Raw genomic sequence first — 18,056 nt, 5'->3', positions numbered from 1 at the left:
GCGCCATTAACGGTACGGCGCATCGGCGGCAAGGTTCGCCGCGATCGCGCTTTCCCAACGGTCGCCATTATCAAGCAGCTTCGACTTGTCGTAGATCAGCTCTTCGCGCGTCTCGGTCGCGAACTCGTAGTTCGGCCCCTCGACGATCGCATCGACCGGGCACGCCTCGGCACACAGGCCGCAGTAAATGCACTTGGTCATGTCGATGTCGTAGCGCGTGGTACGGCGCGAACCGTCGTCACGCGGCTCGGCTTCGATCGTGATCGCCTGTGCGGGGCACACGGCCTCGCACAGCTTGCACGCGATGCACCGCTCTTCACCATTCGGATAACGACGCAGCGCATGCTCGCCACGGAACCGCGGCGACACCGGATTGCGCTCGTACGGATAGTTGATCGTCGCCTTTTCCTTGAAGAAATAGCGAAGCGTCAACGCGTGCGCCTTCACGAATTCCCACAGGGTAAACGACTTGATGATCTGAGCGACGCTCATGAACCCACTCCAACGCGCGTCAGCATGAGATAGCCCGACACGAGGAAAACCCAGAACAGCGAGACGGGAAGGAAGACCTTCCAGCCGAGCCGCATCAGCTGATCGTAGCGATAGCGCGGCACCGTCGCCTTCACCCAGCTGAACAGGAAGAAGAAGAACAGGATCTTGGCGAACAGCCAGATGATCCCCGGCACGTAATACAGCGGCGCCCAGTCGACCGGTGGCAGCCACCCGCCCCAGAACAGCGTCGCGTTCAGCGCGCACATCAGTAGCACGTTGGCGTACTCGCCGAGCCAGAACAGCGCGAACGACATCGACGAATATTCAGTCTGGTACCCGGCGACGAGCTCGCTCTCCGCCTCGGTCAGATCGAACGGTGCACGCTGCGTCTCGGCCAGCGACGAGATGAAGAACATCACCGCCATCGGGAACATCAGCGGGTTGAGGATGTACCCGTTGAAGAACCAGACGTGCGACTTCTGCGCCATCACGATCGCGGACAGGTTGAAGCTGCCGGTCCACAGCACGACCGAAATCAGGATGAAGCCGATCGCGACTTCGTACGACACCATCTGCGCGGCCGCACGAAGCGCCGAGTAGAACGGGTATTTCGAGTTCGACGCCCAGCCCGACAGGATGATCCCGTAGACGCCGAGCGACGAGGCCGCGAGAACGTAGAGCAGCCCGACGTTGATGTCCGCGAGGACGACGCCGACCCCGAACGGCACCACCGCCCAGACGATCAGCGCGACCGTGAAGGTGATGATCGGCGCCAGCAGGAACAGCGTCCGGTTGGCGGCTGCGGGGACGATCGTCTCCTGCAGGAACACCTTCAGGCCGTCGGCAAAGCTCTGCAGCAGACCGAACGGACCGACGACGTTAGGACCGCGGCGCAGTGCCATCGCCGCCCAGATCTTGCGGTCGGCATAGATGATCATCGCCACCGCCAGCATCAGCGGCAGTGCGATCACGAGGATGTCGATGATCGTCGCGAGGAAGAAGGCCCAGTCGTAACCGAGCGAGGATTCGAACCAGGAGATCATTCGGCTGCCTCCGCGTAATCTTCTCCGTGGAGAAGTTCGGCCGAGCAGCGCTGCATCGTCGGCGACGCACGGCAGATCGCGTTAGTCAGGTAGAAATCCTTGATCGGATAGCCGGCGAGAGCGCCCTGCCCTTCACCCTGAAGCGAAGGAGGGTTCCACTCGAACGTCGCGAGCGCCTGATGACGCAACGCAGGCACGTCCGCGTACATTTCCTCGCGCAGCCCCTCGAAGCTGTCGAACGGCAGCGTGTGGCCGAGCGTGTCGGACAGCGCGCGGAAGATCGACCAGTCGTCACGCGCATCGCCCGGTGCGAACACCGCACGCTCGCCGCGCTGGACACGCCCTTCGAGATTGACCCACGTCCCCGACTTCTCGGCATAGGTCACACCCGGCAGGATGACGTCGGCAGCCGCCGCCCCCTTGTCGCCGTGATGGCCCACGAACACCTTGAAGCCGGCGAACTTCGAATAGTCCACCTCGTCCGCGCCGAGGAAGAAGCCGAGCTTCGCCCCCATCACGTCGGCGATACCGCCCTTCTGCGCATAGCCGAGCATCAGCCCGCCCATCCGCGAGGCCGCCATGTGAACGACGTTGAAACCGTTCCAGCCGTCCTTCACGAGACCCAGCGTATCGACCAGCTTCAGCGCAGCCGCATGGCCACCCTTCAGCGCGCCGCCACCGACGATCACCATCGGACGCTCGGCCTTGCCGAACGCCTCGGTCACCGCCTCGGGCAGCGCGCCGAGCAGCGCCAGATCGTCACCAAGCCACTCGACCTTGTACGTCAGGTCCGTCTCCGGCCCGATCGCGAAGACCTTCGCGCCCTTCTTGATCGCTTTGCGCACCCGCGTGTTCACCAGCGGCGCTTCCCAGCGCAGGTTGGTGCCCACCAGCAGGATCGCATCGGCACGCTCGGTGCCGGCGATCGTCGTGTTGAAATTCACCGCAGCGATGCTCGTCGCGTCATACTCCATGCCGGTCTGACGGCCTTCGAGCAGGGTCGACCCCATCTTCGCAAGCAGCGCCTTGGCGGCGTACATCGTCTCGCAATCAACCAGATCGCCGGCGACGGCCGCGACGCTCGACCCGGCGTTAACCGCCTTGATCGCCGCAAACGCTTCGTCCCACGTCGCGGGAACCAGCTTGCCGTTCACCCGGACATAAGGCTTGTCGAGACGACGACGCACGAGGCCGTCGATCGCGTGGCGCGTCTTGTCGGTCGCCCACTCCTCGTTCACGTCCTCGTTGATCCGCGGAACGCAACGCAGCACCTGGCGACCACGGCTGTCGAGCCGGATGTTGGTGCCGACCGCGTCCATCACGTCGATCGTCAGCGTCTTGCGCAATTCCCACGGACGCGCCTCGAACGCATATGGCTTCGACGTCAGCGCACCGACCGGGCACAGATCGACGACGTTGCCGCTGAGCTCGCTCTTGACCGCATTCTCGAGATACGAGGTAATCTGCATGTCCTCGCCGCGGAAGATCGCACCGATTTCCTCGACGCCGGACACTTCCTCGGCGAACCGGATGCAGCGCGTGCACTGGATGCAGCGGGTCATGACCGTCTTGACGATCGGACCCATATACTTCTCGGTGACCGCGCGCTTGTTCTCGTCGTAGCGCGAATGGCCGCGGCCGTACGCGACCGACTGGTCCTGGAGATCGCACTCGCCGCCCTGATCGCAGATCGGGCAATCGAGCGGATGGTTGATCAGCAGGAATTCCATGATGCCCTCGCGGGCATTCTTCACCATCGGTGAGTTGGTGAAGATCTCCTGCTTGTCCGCCGCCGGCAGCGCGCACGACGCCTGCGGCTTGGGCGGACCAGGCTTCACCTCGACCAGGCACATCCGGCAATTGCCAGCGATGCTCAGGCGCTCATGATAACAGAAACGCGGGATCTCCTTGCCGGCAAGCTCGCACGCCTGCAGCACGGTGGCGCCCTGCGGCACCTCGATCTCTACGCCATCGACTTTGACTAAGGGCATTACTCTGCGGCTTCCATCATCGGCGCGGTGTCGCCACCACGTTCGCGGATACGGCGTTCCATCTCGGGGCGAAAATGCTTGATCAGGCCCTGGATCGGCCATGCTGCGGCGTCGCCCAGCGCGCAGATCGAGTGACCCTCGACCTGCTTGGTGACCTGCTGAAGCATGTCGATCTCGGACAGCTCGGCGTCGCCGGTGCGCATCCGCTCCATCACGCGCCACATCCAGCCGGTGCCCTCGCGGCACGGCGTGCACTGGCCACAGCTCTCGTGCTTGTAGAAGTACGAGATGCGGCTGATCGCGCGGACGATGTCGGTCGACTTGTCCATGACGATGATCGCCGCGGTGCCGAGGCCCGACCCGACCGCCTTCAGGCCGTCAAAGTCCATCGCGCAGTCCATGATCTGCGCGGCGGGCACGAGCGGCACCGAAGAACCACCCGGGATCACCGCGAGCAGATTGTCCCAGCCGCCCCGGATGCCACCGCAATGGGTCTCGATCAGGTCGCGGAACGAGATGCTCATCTCCTCCTCGACCACGCACGGCTTGTTCACATGGCCGCTGATCTGGAACAGCTTCGTGCCGCGGTTGTTCTCCGCGCCGAAGCTGGAGAACCACGCAGCACCGCGCCGCAGGATCGTCGGCGCGACTGCGATCGACTCAACGTTGTTGACCGTCGTCGGGCAGCCGTAGAGGCCTGCACCTGCCGGGAAAGGTGGCTTCAGCCGCGGCTGGCCCTTCTTGCCCTCGAGGCTCTCCAGCATCGCGGTCTCTTCGCCGCAGATGTAGGCGCCAGCACCCCGGTGGACGAACACATCGAAATCGTAACCCGACCCGCATGCGTTCTTGCCGATGAAGCCGCGGTCATACGCCTCGGCGACGGCCGCAAACAATGTCTCGGCCTCGCGAATATATTCGCCGCGGATGTAGATGTACGCGGCGCGCGCGCGCATCGCGAACCCGGCGATCAGCGCGCCCTCGATCAGCTTGTGCGGATCGTGGCGGATGATCTCGCGATCCTTGCAGCTGCCCGGCTCGGATTCATCGGCGTTGATGACGAGGAAGTTGGGCCGGTCCGGCTTCGGCTCCTTCGGCATGAACGACCATTTCGTGCCGGTCGGGAAGCCCGCGCCGCCACGGCCGCGCAGACCAGACGCCTTCATCACGTCGATGATCGCGTCCTGGCCGAGCGCCATCAGGTCCTTGGTGTTGTCCCAATCGCCGCGCATGATCGCCGCGTCGATGTTCCACGGCTGGAAACCGTAGACGTTGGTAAAGATGCGGTCCTTGTCGGCGAGCATCAGGCCCACTCCCCCCGGTAATCGTGGTTCGCGTCGACCATCGCCTTCAGCGAGGTCGGCCCGCCTTCGGGGCAGCTCGCGCGACGACCGAATTGCGGACCCGGCTTCGGGTGCCCGCCATTGGCCAACGCCTCGAGGATCTCGGTCGTCTTGTCGTAATCGAGATCTTCGAAGTTATCGTCGTTGATCTGCACCATCGGCGCGTTCGCGCACGTGCCCAAGCACTCGACTTCGGTCAGCGTGAACATCCCGTCCGGCGTCGTGCCGCCCTTGACCAGACCGCGGTTCTTGCAGGCGGCAAGAACGTCGTCCGACCCGCGCAGCATGCACGGCGTCGTGCCGCAGACTTGGACGTGGAAGCGACCGACCGGCGAGAGGTTGAACATCGTGTAGAAGGTGACGACCTCATACACGCGCATGTACGGCACGCTGATCTGACGCGCGACGAACTCGATCACCGGTACCGGCAACCAGCCCTGCGTCTGCGTTTCCGCGCCGACCTGGCGCTGCGCCAAATCGAGCAACGGGATCGACGCCGACTGCTCGCGACCCTTCGGATAGCGCCCAAGGATCTCGTTCGCCTTCACCTGGTTCTCGTCCGTCCACGCGAACGAACCCCAGCGAGCGCGGGTCTCGGCCTCGTCGGGAATTTTCGGAGCTTCAGCCATCAGCGGTCACATTCACCAAAAACGATATCCATCGCACCGAGGATCGCGGTCGTATCCGCCAGCATGTGGCCTTTCGCCATGAAGTCCATGGCTTGCAGATGCGAGAACGCGGTCGGGCGGATCTTGCAGCGGTACGGCTTGTTCGAGCCATCGGCGACGAGATACACGCCGAACTCGCCCTTAGGGCTTTCGGTCGCGACATAGACGTCGCCGGCGGGCACGTGGAAGCCCTCGGTATAGAGCTTGAAGTGATGGATCAGCGCTTCCATCGACTGCTTCATCTCGGCCCGCTTGGGTGGCACGACCTTGCGATCGAGCGACGCGATCGGCCCCTCGGGCATGTCGCGCAGGCACTGCTTCATAATCCGCGCGGACTGGCGCACTTCCTCGACGCGCACCATGAACCGGTCATAGCAATCGCCGCGCGTGCCGACCGGCACCTCGAAATCCATCTTCGCGTACACATCATAAGGCTGCGACTTGCGCAGATCCCAGGCGATACCCGAGCCGCGGATCATCGGGCCGGAGAAGCCCCATTTGATCGCATCGTCGCGGCTAACCACGGCGATGTCGACGTTGCGCTGCTTGAAGATGCGGTTATCCGCGACGAGCGAGATCGCATCCTCGAACAGCCGCGGCAGGCGCGTGTCGAGCCAGTCGCCGATGTCGGCGAGCAGCTTCAGCGGCGCATCTTGATGTACGCCACCAGGGCGGAAATAGTTCGAGTGCATACGCGCCCCCGAGACACGCTCGAAGAAGTTCATGCAGTCTTCGCGGATCTCGAACAGCCACAGGTTCGGCGTCATCGCGCCGACGTCCATCACGTGCGAGCCCAGATTGAGCATGTGGTTCGAGATGCGTGTCAGCTCGGCGAAGAACACCCGCAGATACTGCGCACGCTCGGGCACTTCGAGGTCGAGCAGCTTCTCGACCGCCAGCACCCAGCTATGCTCCATGCACAGCGGCGAGCAGTAATCGAGACGATCGAAATACGGCAGCGCCTGCGTGTAGGTCTTGTACTCGATCAGCTTCTCGGTGCCGCGGTGAAGCAGGCCGACATGCGGGTCGACACGCTCGACGATCTCGCCGTCGAGCTCCATGACCAGGCGCAACACGCCGTGCGCCGCCGGATGCTGCGGACCGAAGTTGATCGTGTAATTCTGGATCGTGACGTCGCCGGTCGTGGGATCGGCTGCGTCGGCTTCGCCCAGAAGCTCTTCGACATACAGACTCACTGGTTCTGTCCTCCACCCTTGGTCGGGACCACGTCGGGATTCGCAGGCTTCGGCGTCGCATCAGACTCCGACTTGCCGGCGCCCGTCTGCGCGGTCGACTCGGTGCTCTTGGGTTCGGTCGGCGCCTGGGTCGGCGACTGCGCCGCGTCCGCCTTCACGATCGTGTCAGCCTTGAGCGGCGTCGGCGCGCCCTTGGCCTCGGGCAATGCGCCCTTCTCGTCACCCGGAAGGACGTAGTTCGCGCCCTCCCACGGGCTCATGAAATCGAACGTACGGAAATCCTGCGCAAGCTGCACAGGCTCGTACACGACGCGCTTCGACTCTTCCGAATAGCGCAGCTCGACATACCCGGTCAGCGGGAAGTCCTTGCGCTGCGGATGACCGCGGAAACCATAGTCGGTCAGGATGCGGCGCAGGTCCGGATTGCCACTGAACAGCACGCCGTACATGTCGTACACTTCGCGTTCGAGCCAGCCGGCGACCGGCCAGATGTCCGTCACCGACGGCACCGGCTTCTCCTCGTCGGTCGCGACATGCACGCGCAGGCGGTGGTTCCGCGTCAGCGACAGCATGCAATAGACGACTTCGAACCGCTCAGGCCGATCCGGATAGTCGACGCCGGCGATCTCCATGAGCTGCTGATAGGCAAGCCCCGGCGTGTCGCGCAGCGCGATCATCGCGTCGTACAGATCTTCGCGACGAACGTGCAATGCGACTTCGCCGACATGGTCGACCGCATCGAGCAACATGCTGCCGAGCGCCGCGCGGGCGCTGTCGATCACACCGTCGTTCGACGCGTAAGCGGGTGCGGGAGCCCTCAACGCTCGATGCTCCCGGACCGCCGGATCTTCCGCTGCAACTGCATGATGCCGTACAGCAATGCCTCAGCCGTCGGCGGGCACCCGGGGACGTAGATGTCCACGGGCACGATCCGATCGCAGCCACGCACGACGCTGTAGCTGTAATGATAATAGCCGCCGCCGTTCGCGCACGATCCCATCGAGATTACGTACTTCGGCTCCGACATCTGGTCGTAGACCTTGCGCAATGCAGGGGCCATCTTGTTGCACAGCGTACCGGCAACGATCATCACGTCCGACTGACGCGGCGACGCGCGCGGTGCGGCGCCGAAGCGCTCCAGATCGTAGCGGGGCATGTTGACGTGGATCATCTCGACCGCGCAGCAGGCGAGCCCGAACGTCATCCACCACAGCGAGCCGGTACGCGCCCACTGGAACAGCTCCTCGGTCGACGTGACGAGGAAACCCTTGTCCGTCAGCTCACCGTTCAATCCGTCGAAAAAGCCCTGGTCGGGTGGCACCAGCGAGCTGGGCGAACCGGGTGCGGGCTGAAGCTCTACTCCCAATCGAGTGCTCCCTTCTTCCATGCGTAGACGAGGCCAAGGGCCAATTCGCCGATAAAGATCATCATCGAAATCCACGCGGTCCAGCCGAGCGTGAAGACCGAGACGGCCCAGGGATACAGGAACGCGGCCTCGAGATCGAAGATGATGAAGAGGATGGCGATCAGGTAGAAGCGTACGTCGAACTGGCTCCGCGGATCCTCGAATGCGGGAAAGCCGCACTCGTATTCGCTGAGCTTTTCAGGCGTAGGCTTGTGTGACCCCGTGAGGCGCGAGACGGCCATCGGCAGGAACACGAACGTGCTCGACAATGCGATGGCGATCCCGAGGAACAGGAGGATCGGAAGATAGTGCGACAGGTCGACCAAATTGCTTCTCGCAAGTGCGAACGGAACGGGGCCGCTTTAGGCCGATGGGGGGTGATGGGCAAGGCGTGGAGGGTGTGAGAATCACTCGCAAGTGGAGGGACCGGGGTGGCGGGAAACATGCGTTACTCGGCGTACACGAGCGCTGGCGCTCCATGACGTCGCCGATACCGATCCGTCACCTCGGACGTGTTCGGCGCCTTGCTGAGAAGCGAAGACGACGCCGCGTTCGAAAGACAGCCCCCGCCTCCTTGTTCTTCCGCGAAGGCGGAAGCCCAGTCTGGATCCGCGCCTTCGCGGGGAGACAAGCTGACTTCGGCTCTAGGGGATACACCGAGTAGCCCCGAGGTCCCCGGCACCGCAAACAAACGACGGGAGATGTTTGCGCGAGTGGATGCCGGAACAAGCCGGCATGACGGACTGCGCGCTGACGCCGTCAGACCTCACGATCCTCCCCGCCAGGCGGAGGCGGCACCGAAGGTGACGGAGGGGGGGGGGGACGCGGAACAGAGGTTGCCCTTACCTCCCCCTCCGACTGGCAAACGCCAGCCACCTCCCCCTTGCGGGGGAGGATCGTTCATCCGCCTTAGCGCAGCGCGCCGGCCACCAGCTTGTGAAGACGCGAGTGCAATGCATCGTTCGCAGCGAGGAACTCGTTACGCTCCATAGCGCGGTCGCCGCCGCGGAAGTCGGTGACGAAACCGCCGGCCTCCTTCACCAGCAACATGCCGGCTGCAACGTCCCAAGGCTTCAGGTTCGATTCCCAGAACCCGTCGAAACGCCCGGCTGCAAGCCAAGCCAGATCCAACGCCGCAGCACCAAGACGACGGATCCCAGCAACCTCAGGCGCAACCGCGCCGAAAATCCGGCTCCACTGCGCGAAGTCGCCATGCCCCAGGAACGGAATCCCCGTAGCGATCAGCGATTCGGACAAATCACGCCGCGACGACACGCGGAGACGCTGGTCCGTGAGCCACGCCCCCCGCCCCTTCTCCGCCCAGAAGCTCTCGTCGGTCAGCGGCTGATACACCAACGCGGTGGTGACCTCGCGCTTGCCGTTCGGCATCGGCTCCTCGACCGCGATCGAGATGCAGAAATGCGGGATGCCGTGGAGGAAGTTCGACGTCCCATCGAGCGGATCGACGATGAAGCGCGGCTTGTTCGGATCGCCCTCGACCTCGCCGCGCTCTTCCATCAGCATGCCCCAGTCGGGACGCGCGTGCGACAGTTCTTCGAAGATCGTCTGCTCGGCGCGCTGGTCGGCCTGGCTGACGAAGTCGGCTGGACCCTTGCGGCTCACCTGGAGCTGCTGGACCTCGTTGAAGTCGCGGCGCAGGCGCGGCGCGGCCTTGCGGGCGGCGCGCTCGATGACGGTCATGATGCCGGAATGGCTGGGCATTAGAAATCTCCTCCCCTCCCGCTTGCGGGAGGGGTCGGGGGAGGGCTTGAACCGATACGCGAAGCTGGAAGAAGGCCCTCCCCTAACCCCTCCCGCAAGCGGAAGGGGAATTTAGTCCGCGCGACGCACGTAGGTCTGCTCGTAGACATCGACGACGATCCGCGTGCCCGCGCCGATATGCGGCGGGACCATCACGCGGACGCCGTTCTCGAGCACCGCGGGCTTATACGAAGACGAGGCCGTCTGCCCCTTTACGACGGCATCCGCCTCGACGATCAGCGCCTCGATCGTATCAGGCAGCTGGACCGAGATCGGCCGCTCTTCCCAGAGCTCCATCACCACGTCCATGCCGTCCTGCAGGAACGCCGCGGCGTCGCCCAGGATGTCGGCATCGAGCGAGATCTGCTCGTAGTTGATCTTGTCCATGAAGGTAAGCATGTCGCCTTCGCGGAACAGGAACTGGAAGTCGACGGTCTCGAGCCGCACCTTCTCGACGCTCTCGGCGGAGCGGAAGCGGGTGTTGTTCTTGCGGCCGTCGATGAGGTTCTTCATCTCGACCTGCATATAGGCACCGCCCTTGCCGGGCTGGGTATGCTGAATCTTGACGGCGCGCCAGATGCCGCCCTCATATTCAAGAATGTTGCCGGGACGAATCTCGACCGCGTTGATCTTCATGACCGATTCCTGCTGGAAAGAGCTAGGGGCCGTCCGCGAAGCATGGCCATCAAGGCGTGGCTCTGTGGAAACCCGAAGCGGCGGGCTTTAGCGGGCGCGCTCGCGTCCGGCAAGCAGCGGGTACGGGTTGACGTTCTCACCCTGCCACCAGCGCTCCCCTGGCTGCATCTTGGTCAGCCCGAAATGGAGGTGGTAATTGCCTGCCCCCGCATCGCCGGTGTCGCCCACATAACCGAGCGTATCACCCGCCTTGACCGCCATCCCCTCGCGAAGGCCAGCCGCGTAGCCGGCAAGATGCGCGTAATAATAGGTCCAGCGGCGGTCGGGCGAGCGGACGTACAGCGTGACGCCACCGAGTGCGCTCTGGAACAGTTTCTCGATCCGTCCCGGCGCGGCTGCAACTACGGGCGTGCCGCCCGGCGCCATGATGTCCGTGCCATGGTGGCCGCGCAGACCGCCCCCCCGCGCACCGTTCCAGCTGTCCGCAATCGCTTTTCGCGGAACGCCAGCCACCGGGACAACCAGCGCCCCCGGCGTCACGGAAACGGTAGCAATCTGAGCCGGAGGCACCGGCTTGCGCCAAGGCACCCGCCGCTCGATGCCGCTACCGCTGCTCCCGAACGACATCATCGAGGCAAAACCGCCGACCACGACCACGATCAGCCCAAGAATGATCCAGAACGTCCGCGTCATCGCCTCAGTCCTGGAACACGGCCTTGGTCCCCGGCTTGATCATCATCGACAATCGCGCCGCATCCCAGTTGGTCAGGCGAATGCAGCCATGACTCTCCGCACGCCCGATCGTCTCGGGGTTCGGCGTGCCGTGGATGCCGTAATGCTCCTTCGACAGATCCATCCAGACGACGCCGACTGGACCATTCGGCCCCGGCGGCAGCATCTCCTTCTGCTGCCCCTTCTTCGCATCCCAGAACAGCGCAGGATTGAAGTGGAACTTCGGGTTGTAATCCGAACCGTAGATCTTCCACGTGCCGAGCGGCAACGGGTCATGGCCCGATCCCATCGTCGCGGAGAACTGCGCGATCAGCTTGTCGTTCGCGTCGAGCACGCGGAGCACGCCATCCGACTTGTCGACGACGATATGGTCCGCCTGAGGCTGCTTCGCGTCGACGTTCAGCATGGTGAGCGTGGCGATCCAGTCCGGCTTCAGCTTTGGATCGTACGCGCGCGAGGTCGGCAGAGCGTTCGGGAACACCACCTTCGTCCCCGGTGCCAGCTTCGTCGTCGGCGAGTTCAGCGCCACGATCACCGCCGGCGTCGTGTGGAACATCTCGCCGAGCTTCTCCATGACGGTCTTGTAGCCCAGCGACGGGAGCTCGGCCTGCTTGGCGGGATCCTTCGGGAACGGATTGACGAACGGCCCCGCCAGCATTTCCGGCGTCAGCACGACCGTCACGGTCGGCCGAGCAGCGCGGTACGGATACAGCGCCTGCAACGTCCGCGCGTCAGGCTTGCCAGTGATCGGCAGTCCCTTCGCCTCCTGGAACCCCTTCAGCGCCGCCACCAGCGACTGCCCGCCGCGCCCGTCGAGCACGCCCGGCCCAAAGCCGAGATGGTCGAGGATTACCTGCACATGCAGGATGTTGCGATCGATCGGCGCGGGCTTGGCTGGCGCCGTCTGCGCCAATGCGGGCGAAGCGGCACCCAGCAAGCAGGCCGCAAGAACCGAAGCCTTCATCGCAAATGCCACCATGCCCATCATCCCAAACCGTTACGCCGCTGCATCAAACGGTCGGGACGACGGTTGTTTCCAACGGTTCAGCGCGATCTCAGCGCTGCGCAAGAACCTCGGCAAACGCCTTGACTGCGGCGACCTCATCGCCGCCCCAAATGGCGCCTGACACCGCAATGAAATCCGCACCGGCCGCCACGAGCGGCGCGGCATTTTCTGGCGTGATCCCACCGATCGCGACGCACGGCATCTCGAACAGCGTCGACCACCAAGACAGGATCACCGGCTCGGCGGTGTGCGTCGCGATCTTCGTCGTCGTCGGATAGAACGCGCCGAACGCAACGTAATCGGCGCCCGCCTCGCCCGCTTCCATCGCCAGATGACGGCTGCCGTGACAGCTCACGCCGATCTGCGCATTGGGCCCAAGCTGCGCCCGCGCCTCGCGCGGATCGCCATCGTCCTGCCCGAGATGCACGCCGTCAGCATCGAGCCGCTTCGCCAACCCGATATCGTCGTTGACGATGAACGCGACATCGCGCTCAGCACAGATCGCGCGCAACGGCTCGCCCAGCGCCGCAGCTGCATGCTGATCGATATCTTTCACGCGAAACTGGAACGCAGCCACCGGGCCAGCATCAAGCGCCCGAGCAAGACGCTCCGGGAAGTCGCCACCGACGTCCAGCGGCGACACCAGGTAAAGCTGGCAAGCCGGCCGACGCATATCGCGGCGGAAATTCTCGGCGAAATTGGGATCGAGCGGGCCCAGAGGATCTTCGAATTCGGTCATTTCCGCCCCCTAGCCGCTCATGCCGGCCACGTCACCCCGGCGCATGACCGAGGTGACGTGCAGTCAAACCGAGGCTTATTCCTCGTTCTTGTAGATCCGGATGATCCGGTCGAGCATCGCCAGCGCCTCGTCGCGCGGGCGCTGGAAGGTGTTGCGGCCGATGATCGAGCCGTTGCCGCCGCCGTCGCGAATGTCGCGCGCGTCCTGGAAGATCGCGTCCTCGCCCTTCGACGCGCCGCCCGAGAAGACGTTGATGCGACGCCCGGCAAAGCTCGACTGGACGACGTGCTTCACGCGGTCCGACTGCTTCGACCAGTCGGAGTTCGCGTAGAGCGGCTTGGCTTCCTTCTGCTCGATATGCGCGGTCGGCAGCTTGGTCTTGATGATGTGCGCGCCGAGCAGCGCCGCGATGTGCGCGGCATAGGCGCCGACGTCCAAAGCGAGCTCGCCGTCCTTGGTCAGCTCGCCGCCGCGCGGGTACGACCAGATCACGGTGGCGATGCCGACCGACTTGGCCTCTTCGCTCAGCTCGCGGATTTCCTCGACGAGGTCAAAGAACTGGTCCGCGCCGGGATAGATCGTGAAGCCGATCGCCGCCGAGCCCAGCCGCACCGCGTCCGACACCGTCGCCGTCACCGCCTGGTCGATCGTCGTCGCCCAGCTGTTCGAGCTGTTGCACTTCAGGATCGTCGGGATCTGCCCGGCAAACGTATCCGCCCCCGCTTCGAGCATGCCGAGCGGCGCTGCATAGGCGCTGAGCCCGGCATCGATCGCCAGCTGGTAATGATAATGCGGGTCGTACGCCGGAGGATTGACCGAGAAGCTGCGCGCAGGGCCATGCTCGAAGCCCTGGTCGACCGGCAGGATCACGAGCTTGCCGGTGCCGCCGAGCTTGCCCTGCATCAGGATGCGCGCGAGGTTCGCCTTCACCGCCGGACTGGTGGCTTCGTACTTGTCGAGAATGGTTTTGACTTGCGGAGTAATCGTCGATGTCATGCTGAAATCCTGTCTTAAAGTTCGAGCCAGCGGCGCAGCGCGTCATCGACTCGGGTCATGGTGGTGATGGGTATCGTACCGATAATCTTAACGACCTTGTTGCGGTCGAGCGTATCAACCTTGTCGATCTGGATCTCGCTATCGCGAAACAGGCCGGTTTCCGCCGATGCCTCGAGCGACACGCGAAACAGGTTCGTCCCGCTAATGACGCTGGTCAGCGGGCACAGAGAAATCGTCTCGTGATCTGCAAAAAGGTCTGATTGGACGACAAGAAAGGGGCGCGGCTTGCCAGAGAAATCGCCCTTGCCCGCTCCGACGACGATCATACCGCGGACGAATTTCATGCAGGGGGCGCCCCGATGAGTGCGTCCCAATCCTCTTCACCTGCTTGCCTATCGTGATCCGCCGCCGCGAGCGACTGGCGCTTCGCCTCGGCAAGGAAAGCCTCGTCGTGGCGCTCGACATAGCGACGTACGGCTTCGCGTGCGATATCGCTCTTGCTGCGCCCTTGGGTGCGCGCAACTGCCGCGAGCCGCTCTTCGAGTTCGCTATCGAGCCTGACGCCGAGCATCCGAGTCTCTCCGTTTAACATGTTAAACATAGGCCCGCCGACCGTCGAGATCAATCCCCGTCCGCTCGATTGGCTGCACGATTGACGGAGCGGCGTTCGACGCCGAGACTGGCGAAGGGGAGACAGGGCCGATGACGATTTTACGCTGGGTCATGGCGTGCGCGGCGTTGATGGCGACATCCGCGGCACCAGCGGCCGTGAAGGTGGGCGAACGCGCACCCGACTTCGAAATGACGCTGATCGACGGGACCAAGGTGCACAATGCCGACCTGCGCGGGCAGGTCGTCGTGCTGAACTTCTGGGCGACGTGGTGCGGGCCGTGCAAGGCGGAACTGCCGCTGCTCGACAGCTATTACCGCATTCGCAAGGACAACGGCCTGCGCGTGTTCGCGGTGGCGACGGAGGATTCTCTGCCTGCCTCCAGGCTGAAACCCCTGGTCGCGGCCATGGCGATCCCGTCGGCGCGGCGAATCAAGGGGCCGTTCGCGGTGATGGGCGCCCTCCCCACCAACTACATCATCGATCGCGCCGGCGTGGTTCGCTATGCGAAAGCCGGCGCGTTCGACCTGGATGAACTCAATACCCTGCTGGTCCCGTTGCTGCGGGAACCGGCGCCTTAGCGCGTCAGCGCCGCGACGCCAGGAAGGTCCTTGCCTTCCATCCACTCGAGAAACGCGCCGCCTGCGGTCGAAACGAAGGTGAACGCTTCCGCGACGCCAGCGTGATTAAGCGCCGCAACCGTATCGCCACCGCCCGCGACCGAGACGAGCGAACCGCCTTCGGTCAATGCTGCGGCGGTCTTTGCGAGGGCGACGGTCGCTTTGTCGAACGGCACCGTCTCGAACGCACCGAGCGGGCCGTTCCACACCAGCGTGCGGCAATTCTTGAGCACGTCGCCGAGCGACTCTACTGCCGCCGGACCGACGTCGAGGATCATCTCGTCGGCGGCGACTTCGTGCACGTTGACCGTACGGGTGGCGGGGTTCGGCTTGAACTCCTTGGCGACCACGACGTCGTACGGCAGATGAACCGTGCAGTTCGCCTTGTCCGCAGCTTCCATGATCTGTTCGCAAACGCTCGCAAGCTCATGCTCGCACAGGCTTTTGCCGACGTCGACGCCGCGTGCCGCGAGGAAGGTGTTCGCCATGCCGCCGCCGATGATCAGATGATCGACCTTGGTGACGAGGTGGCGCAGCACGTCGAGCTTCGACGACACCTTCGCGCCACCGACGACCGCCGCGACTGGATGCTCGGGCTCGCCGAGTGCCTTCTGGAGCGCGTCGAGTTCGGCTTCCATCGCGCGGCCGGCAAAGGCGGGAAGAACGTGGGCAAGGCCTTCGGTCGAAGCATGTGCGCGGTGTGCGGCGGAGAAGGCGTCGTTGACGTACAGATCGCCAAGGCTTGCAAACCGCTGGACGACAGCCGCGTCGTTGGTTTCCTCGCCGCCGAAGAACCGCGTGTTCTCCAGAACCGCGATGTCGCCGGGGTCGAGCGTCGCGACGGCGTCATCCGCGCCTTCCCAGTCGATGTAGCGGACTTCGCGGCCGAGCACTTCGCTATACGGCTTCACGACCTGCGACAGTGAGAATTCGGGGCTCGGCACGCCCTTCGGACGGCCGAAATGGGCGAGGACGAGGACGATCGCGCCCTTGTCGGCAAGCTCGCCAACCGTCGCGACGGTCGCGCGCAGGCGGGTATCGTCGGTAACATGACCCTCGGCCATCGGCACGTTGAGGTCTTCACGGACGAGCACGCGCTTGCCCTGGACATCGCCCATATCGTCGAGCGTCTTGAATGGCTTGGTCATGGTTCTTCGATCCTGATCTCATCACCGACGGCGATTCTGCCGCCCATCAAAACTCGGGTACAGGCCCCGCCCCGCCAATCCGGCGCCAGCGCGGCGAACAATCCTGGCGCCAGTGCATCCATGCGGTCGCATGGATCGGTGTGACGCGTCACCTCTAGCACGACGTCCGCGCCGATGCGCAGCCGCGTGCCGGGTATCTGGGGAAGGTCGAAGCCGTCGACCAGCAGATTGGCACGCCGCTCGTACCACGGAATATCGCGCCCGACTTCAGCCATCGCCGCGTCCCAGTCACCACGTTCGAGCAACGTGATCTGCCGCCGCCCCTTGCCGCCCGGCTTCACGCGACCGCGGAAGTCGCCGTGCAGGCCAGCCTCGATGGTGATCTCGACATCGTCGATGACCTCCATCGGGCCCTTGGCGCGGGCGTGGCGGGCGATCCCGGCGATCGTGCCCACCTCGGGGCCGACCGTCATCATCCTTCCTTCAAGCCGTCACCCCAGCGAAAGCTGGGGTATCCCTGTTGGCGGGTGCTGCAACCCGAACGGGGAGATCCCAGCTTTCGCTGGGATGACGGTTTTGTCCGGAGCGGAAGTTGTAGGAACGCAGCGTCCGTCTACCTTCAGATGAACTTGGCCATCGCGGTCGCAGTATCGACCATCCGGTTCGAGAAGCCCCACTCGTTGTCGTACCAGCTGACGACGCGCACCAGCTTGCCGTCGATCACCGCGGTCTCCAGGCTGTCGATCGTCGACGACGCCGGGGTATGCTGGAGATCGATCGAGACGAGCGGCTCGTCCGACCAGTCGAGCACGCCGACCAGCGGGCCGCTCTCGGACGCCGCCTTCAGCACCGCATTCACCTCTTCACGCGTCGTATCGCGCGACGGGGTGAAGGTCAGGTCGATCAGCGAAACGTCCGGCACCGGCACGCGGATCGCCGAGCCGTCGAGCTTGCCCTTCAACTCCGGCAGCACTTCGGCAACCGCACGCGCGGCACCCGTCGTGGTCGGGATCATCGACATCGCCGCAGCACGCGCGCGACGCAGGTCGGGGTGGATCTGGTCGAGGATCTTCTGGTCGTTGGTGTAGGCGTGGACGGTCGTCATCAGGCCGCGCTCGATGCCGATCGCATCGTTCAGCACCTTGGCGACGGGCGCGAGGCAGTTGGTGGTGCACGACGCGTTCGAGACGATCGTGTGCTCGGCGGTCAGCTTGTCGTGGTTGACGCCGTAAACGACGGTCAGGTCGACGTTCTTGCCCGGTGCCGAGATCAGTACTTTCTTGGCGCCCGCATCGAGATGCTTCTGGCAGCTAGCCTTGTCGGTGAAGAAGCCGGTGCATTCGAGGACGATGTCGACGCCCAGCTCGGCGTGCGGCAGGTTGGCGGGATCGCGCTCGGCGGTGACGCGGATGCGCTTGCCATCGACGACCAGCTCGTTGCCCTCGGCCGAAACCTCACCCGGATACTTGCCGTGCACGCTGTCGCGCTTGAACAGCCAGGCGTTCGACTTCGCATCGCCGAGATCGTTGATCGCGACGAGTTCGAGTGCGCCGTTCGACTGTTCGAGTACCGCACGGGCGACGAGACGGCCGATGCGCCCGAAACCGTTGATCGCAACCTTGACCGTCATTGCTGTCTCTCCGCTACGCCCGCGAGTCCGTTCCGGGCGCGCA

General features: G+C 64.3%; 21 protein-coding genes. 1 reads left to right on the top strand and 20 read right to left on the bottom strand.

Features of this window, described 5'->3' with window-relative positions; translation table 11 throughout:
• Nucleotides 1–6 precede the first annotated feature (6 nt).
• The 17 genes from nuoI to relB form a co-directional block, all read right to left on the bottom strand.
• The gene (nuoI, locus tag J4O76_RS11435; RefSeq protein WP_055877898.1) at nt 7–492 is read right to left on the bottom strand and encodes an NADH-quinone oxidoreductase subunit NuoI; all 486 of its coding nucleotides are present in this window, start codon (nt 490–492) and stop codon (nt 7–9) included.
• Complete coding sequence (gene nuoH, locus J4O76_RS11430; protein WP_056058320.1) at nt 489–1,535, bottom strand: NADH-quinone oxidoreductase subunit NuoH; 1,047 nt, start codon at nt 1,533–1,535, stop codon at nt 489–491. The genes nuoI and nuoH overlap by 4 nt, the downstream gene beginning before the upstream one ends.
• A complete protein-coding gene (gene nuoG / locus J4O76_RS11425; RefSeq protein WP_426281940.1) occupies nt 1,532–3,526 on the bottom strand; it encodes an NADH-quinone oxidoreductase subunit NuoG in 1,995 nt (664 codons plus the stop codon). Before nuoG ends, nuoH begins: the two co-directional genes overlap by 4 nt.
• Nucleotides 3,526–4,827: an NADH-quinone oxidoreductase subunit NuoF gene (nuoF, locus tag J4O76_RS11420; protein WP_056050371.1), complete on the bottom strand. Its 1,302-nt coding sequence runs from the start codon at nt 4,825–4,827 to the stop codon at nt 3,526–3,528. Before nuoF ends, nuoG begins: the two co-directional genes overlap by 1 nt.
• Complete coding sequence (locus J4O76_RS11415; protein WP_426281939.1) at nt 4,827–5,495, bottom strand: complex I 24 kDa subunit family protein; 669 nt, start codon at nt 5,493–5,495, stop codon at nt 4,827–4,829. The genes nuoF and J4O76_RS11415 overlap by 1 nt, the downstream gene beginning before the upstream one ends.
• Nucleotides 5,495–6,706, bottom strand: a complete 1,212-nt coding sequence (locus J4O76_RS11410) for an NADH-quinone oxidoreductase subunit D (protein WP_426282433.1) — start codon at nt 6,704–6,706, stop codon at nt 5,495–5,497. Before J4O76_RS11410 ends, J4O76_RS11415 begins: the two co-directional genes overlap by 1 nt.
• Nucleotides 6,707–6,726: 20 nt before the next feature.
• Nucleotides 6,727–7,551, bottom strand: coding sequence for an NADH-quinone oxidoreductase subunit C (locus tag J4O76_RS11405; protein ID WP_426281938.1), 825 nt, complete (start codon nt 7,549–7,551; stop codon nt 6,727–6,729).
• Nucleotides 7,548–8,096: a NuoB/complex I 20 kDa subunit family protein gene (locus J4O76_RS11400; protein ID WP_056058310.1), complete on the bottom strand. Its 549-nt coding sequence runs from the start codon at nt 8,094–8,096 to the stop codon at nt 7,548–7,550. Before J4O76_RS11400 ends, J4O76_RS11405 begins: the two co-directional genes overlap by 4 nt.
• Nucleotides 8,087–8,461, bottom strand: a complete 375-nt coding sequence (locus tag J4O76_RS11395) for an NADH-quinone oxidoreductase subunit A (RefSeq protein ID WP_056048518.1) — start codon at nt 8,459–8,461, stop codon at nt 8,087–8,089. The genes J4O76_RS11400 and J4O76_RS11395 overlap by 10 nt, the downstream gene beginning before the upstream one ends.
• Before the next feature lie 583 nt (nt 8,462–9,044).
• On the bottom strand, nt 9,045–9,857 hold the full coding sequence (locus tag J4O76_RS11390) for an inositol monophosphatase family protein (RefSeq protein WP_056048515.1): 813 nt from the start codon (nt 9,855–9,857) through the stop codon (nt 9,045–9,047).
• 111 nt (nt 9,858–9,968) lie between these two features.
• On the bottom strand, nt 9,969–10,532 hold the full coding sequence (gene efp / locus J4O76_RS11385) for an elongation factor P (protein WP_056482276.1): 564 nt from the start codon (nt 10,530–10,532) through the stop codon (nt 9,969–9,971).
• An 87-nt stretch (nt 10,533–10,619) separates the two neighbouring features.
• Entirely contained in the window at nt 10,620–11,225 is a 606-nt protein-coding gene (locus J4O76_RS11380) for a M23 family metallopeptidase (RefSeq protein WP_426281937.1), read from the bottom strand.
• Between the two features lie 4 nt (nt 11,226–11,229).
• Nucleotides 11,230–12,243, bottom strand: a complete 1,014-nt coding sequence (locus J4O76_RS11375) for a L,D-transpeptidase family protein (RefSeq protein ID WP_426281936.1) — start codon at nt 12,241–12,243, stop codon at nt 11,230–11,232.
• Between the two features lie 76 nt (nt 12,244–12,319).
• Nucleotides 12,320–13,009, bottom strand: coding sequence for a thiamine phosphate synthase (gene thiE / locus J4O76_RS11370; RefSeq protein WP_426281935.1), 690 nt, complete (start codon nt 13,007–13,009; stop codon nt 12,320–12,322).
• 75 nt (nt 13,010–13,084) lie between these two features.
• Nucleotides 13,085–14,005 (bottom strand): class I fructose-bisphosphate aldolase, encoded by a 921-nt coding sequence (locus J4O76_RS11365; RefSeq protein WP_426281934.1) that lies wholly within the window; start codon nt 14,003–14,005, stop codon nt 13,085–13,087.
• A gap of 14 nt (nt 14,006–14,019) precedes the next feature.
• Nucleotides 14,020–14,349, bottom strand: a complete 330-nt coding sequence (locus tag J4O76_RS11360) for a type II toxin-antitoxin system PemK/MazF family toxin (RefSeq protein WP_426281933.1) — start codon at nt 14,347–14,349, stop codon at nt 14,020–14,022.
• Nucleotides 14,346–14,576, bottom strand: a complete 231-nt coding sequence (gene relB / locus J4O76_RS11355; RefSeq protein ID WP_426281932.1) for a type II toxin-antitoxin system RelB family antitoxin — start codon at nt 14,574–14,576, stop codon at nt 14,346–14,348. Before relB ends, J4O76_RS11360 begins: the two co-directional genes overlap by 4 nt.
• 131 nt (nt 14,577–14,707) lie before the next feature.
• Between relB and J4O76_RS11350 the strand changes: the two genes are divergently transcribed.
• Entirely contained in the window at nt 14,708–15,196 is a 489-nt protein-coding gene (locus J4O76_RS11350) for a TlpA family protein disulfide reductase (protein ID WP_426281930.1), read from the top strand.
• Here the strand turns inward: J4O76_RS11350 and J4O76_RS11345 are convergent.
• From J4O76_RS11345 to gap, 3 genes are all read right to left on the bottom strand, one after another.
• Nucleotides 15,193–16,383 carry a phosphoglycerate kinase gene (locus tag J4O76_RS11345; protein ID WP_426281929.1) on the bottom strand — a complete coding sequence of 397 codons (1,191 nt, stop codon included), beginning with the start codon at nt 16,381–16,383 and terminating at the stop codon, nt 15,193–15,195. The two genes, J4O76_RS11350 and J4O76_RS11345, sit on opposite strands and share 4 nt — an antisense overlap.
• Nucleotides 16,380–16,859 (bottom strand): MOSC domain-containing protein, encoded by a 480-nt coding sequence (locus J4O76_RS11340; RefSeq protein ID WP_426281928.1) that lies wholly within the window; start codon nt 16,857–16,859, stop codon nt 16,380–16,382. Before J4O76_RS11340 ends, J4O76_RS11345 begins: the two co-directional genes overlap by 4 nt.
• 143 nt (nt 16,860–17,002) lie before the next feature.
• A complete protein-coding gene (gap, locus tag J4O76_RS11335; protein WP_056048489.1) occupies nt 17,003–18,013 on the bottom strand; it encodes a type I glyceraldehyde-3-phosphate dehydrogenase in 1,011 nt (336 codons plus the stop codon).
• Nucleotides 18,014–18,056 lie beyond the last annotated feature (43 nt).

Origin of the sequence: Sphingomonas sp. NFX23 (genome assembly GCF_049887795.1) — a bacterium.
In the GTDB taxonomy this organism is placed as follows: Bacteria; Pseudomonadota; Alphaproteobacteria; order Sphingomonadales; family Sphingomonadaceae; genus Sphingomonas.
This window is presented reverse-complemented; position numbering and strand designations above follow the sequence as displayed.

Excerpts from the sequence above, each read along its gene's own strand:
- nuoI (WP_055877898.1), bottom strand. The coding sequence starts at position 492 with ATGAGCGTCGCTCAGATCATCAAGTCGTTTACCCTGTGGGAATTCGTG.
- nuoH (WP_056058320.1), bottom strand. The coding sequence starts at position 1,535 with ATGATCTCCTGGTTCGAATCCTCGCTCGGTTACGACTGGGCCTTCTTC.
- nuoG (WP_426281940.1), bottom strand. The coding sequence starts at position 3,526 with ATGCCCTTAGTCAAAGTCGATGGCGTAGAGATCGAGGTGCCGCAGGGC.
- nuoF (WP_056050371.1), bottom strand. The coding sequence starts at position 4,827 with ATGCTCGCCGACAAGGACCGCATCTTTACCAACGTCTACGGTTTCCAG.
- J4O76_RS11415 (WP_426281939.1), bottom strand. The coding sequence starts at position 5,495 with ATGGCTGAAGCTCCGAAAATTCCCGACGAGGCCGAGACCCGCGCTCGC.
- J4O76_RS11390 (WP_056048515.1), bottom strand. The coding sequence starts at position 9,857 with ATGCCCAGCCATTCCGGCATCATGACCGTCATCGAGCGCGCCGCCCGC.
- efp (WP_056482276.1), bottom strand. The coding sequence starts at position 10,532 with ATGAAGATCAACGCGGTCGAGATTCGTCCCGGCAACATTCTTGAATAT.
- J4O76_RS11380 (WP_426281937.1), bottom strand. The coding sequence starts at position 11,225 with ATGACGCGGACGTTCTGGATCATTCTTGGGCTGATCGTGGTCGTGGTC.
- J4O76_RS11375 (WP_426281936.1), bottom strand. The coding sequence starts at position 12,243 with ATGGTGGCATTTGCGATGAAGGCTTCGGTTCTTGCGGCCTGCTTGCTG.
- thiE (WP_426281935.1), bottom strand. The coding sequence starts at position 13,009 with ATGACCGAATTCGAAGATCCTCTGGGCCCGCTCGATCCCAATTTCGCC.
- J4O76_RS11365 (WP_426281934.1), bottom strand. The coding sequence starts at position 14,005 with ATGACATCGACGATTACTCCGCAAGTCAAAACCATTCTCGACAAGTAC.
- J4O76_RS11360 (WP_426281933.1), bottom strand. The coding sequence starts at position 14,349 with ATGAAATTCGTCCGCGGTATGATCGTCGTCGGAGCGGGCAAGGGCGAT.
- relB (WP_426281932.1), bottom strand. The coding sequence starts at position 14,576 with ATGCTCGGCGTCAGGCTCGATAGCGAACTCGAAGAGCGGCTCGCGGCA.
- J4O76_RS11350 (WP_426281930.1), top strand. The coding sequence starts at position 14,708 with ATGACGATTTTACGCTGGGTCATGGCGTGCGCGGCGTTGATGGCGACA.
- J4O76_RS11345 (WP_426281929.1), bottom strand. The coding sequence starts at position 16,383 with ATGACCAAGCCATTCAAGACGCTCGACGATATGGGCGATGTCCAGGGC.
- J4O76_RS11340 (WP_426281928.1), bottom strand. The coding sequence starts at position 16,859 with ATGATGACGGTCGGCCCCGAGGTGGGCACGATCGCCGGGATCGCCCGC.
- gap (WP_056048489.1), bottom strand. The coding sequence starts at position 18,013 with ATGACGGTCAAGGTTGCGATCAACGGTTTCGGGCGCATCGGCCGTCTC.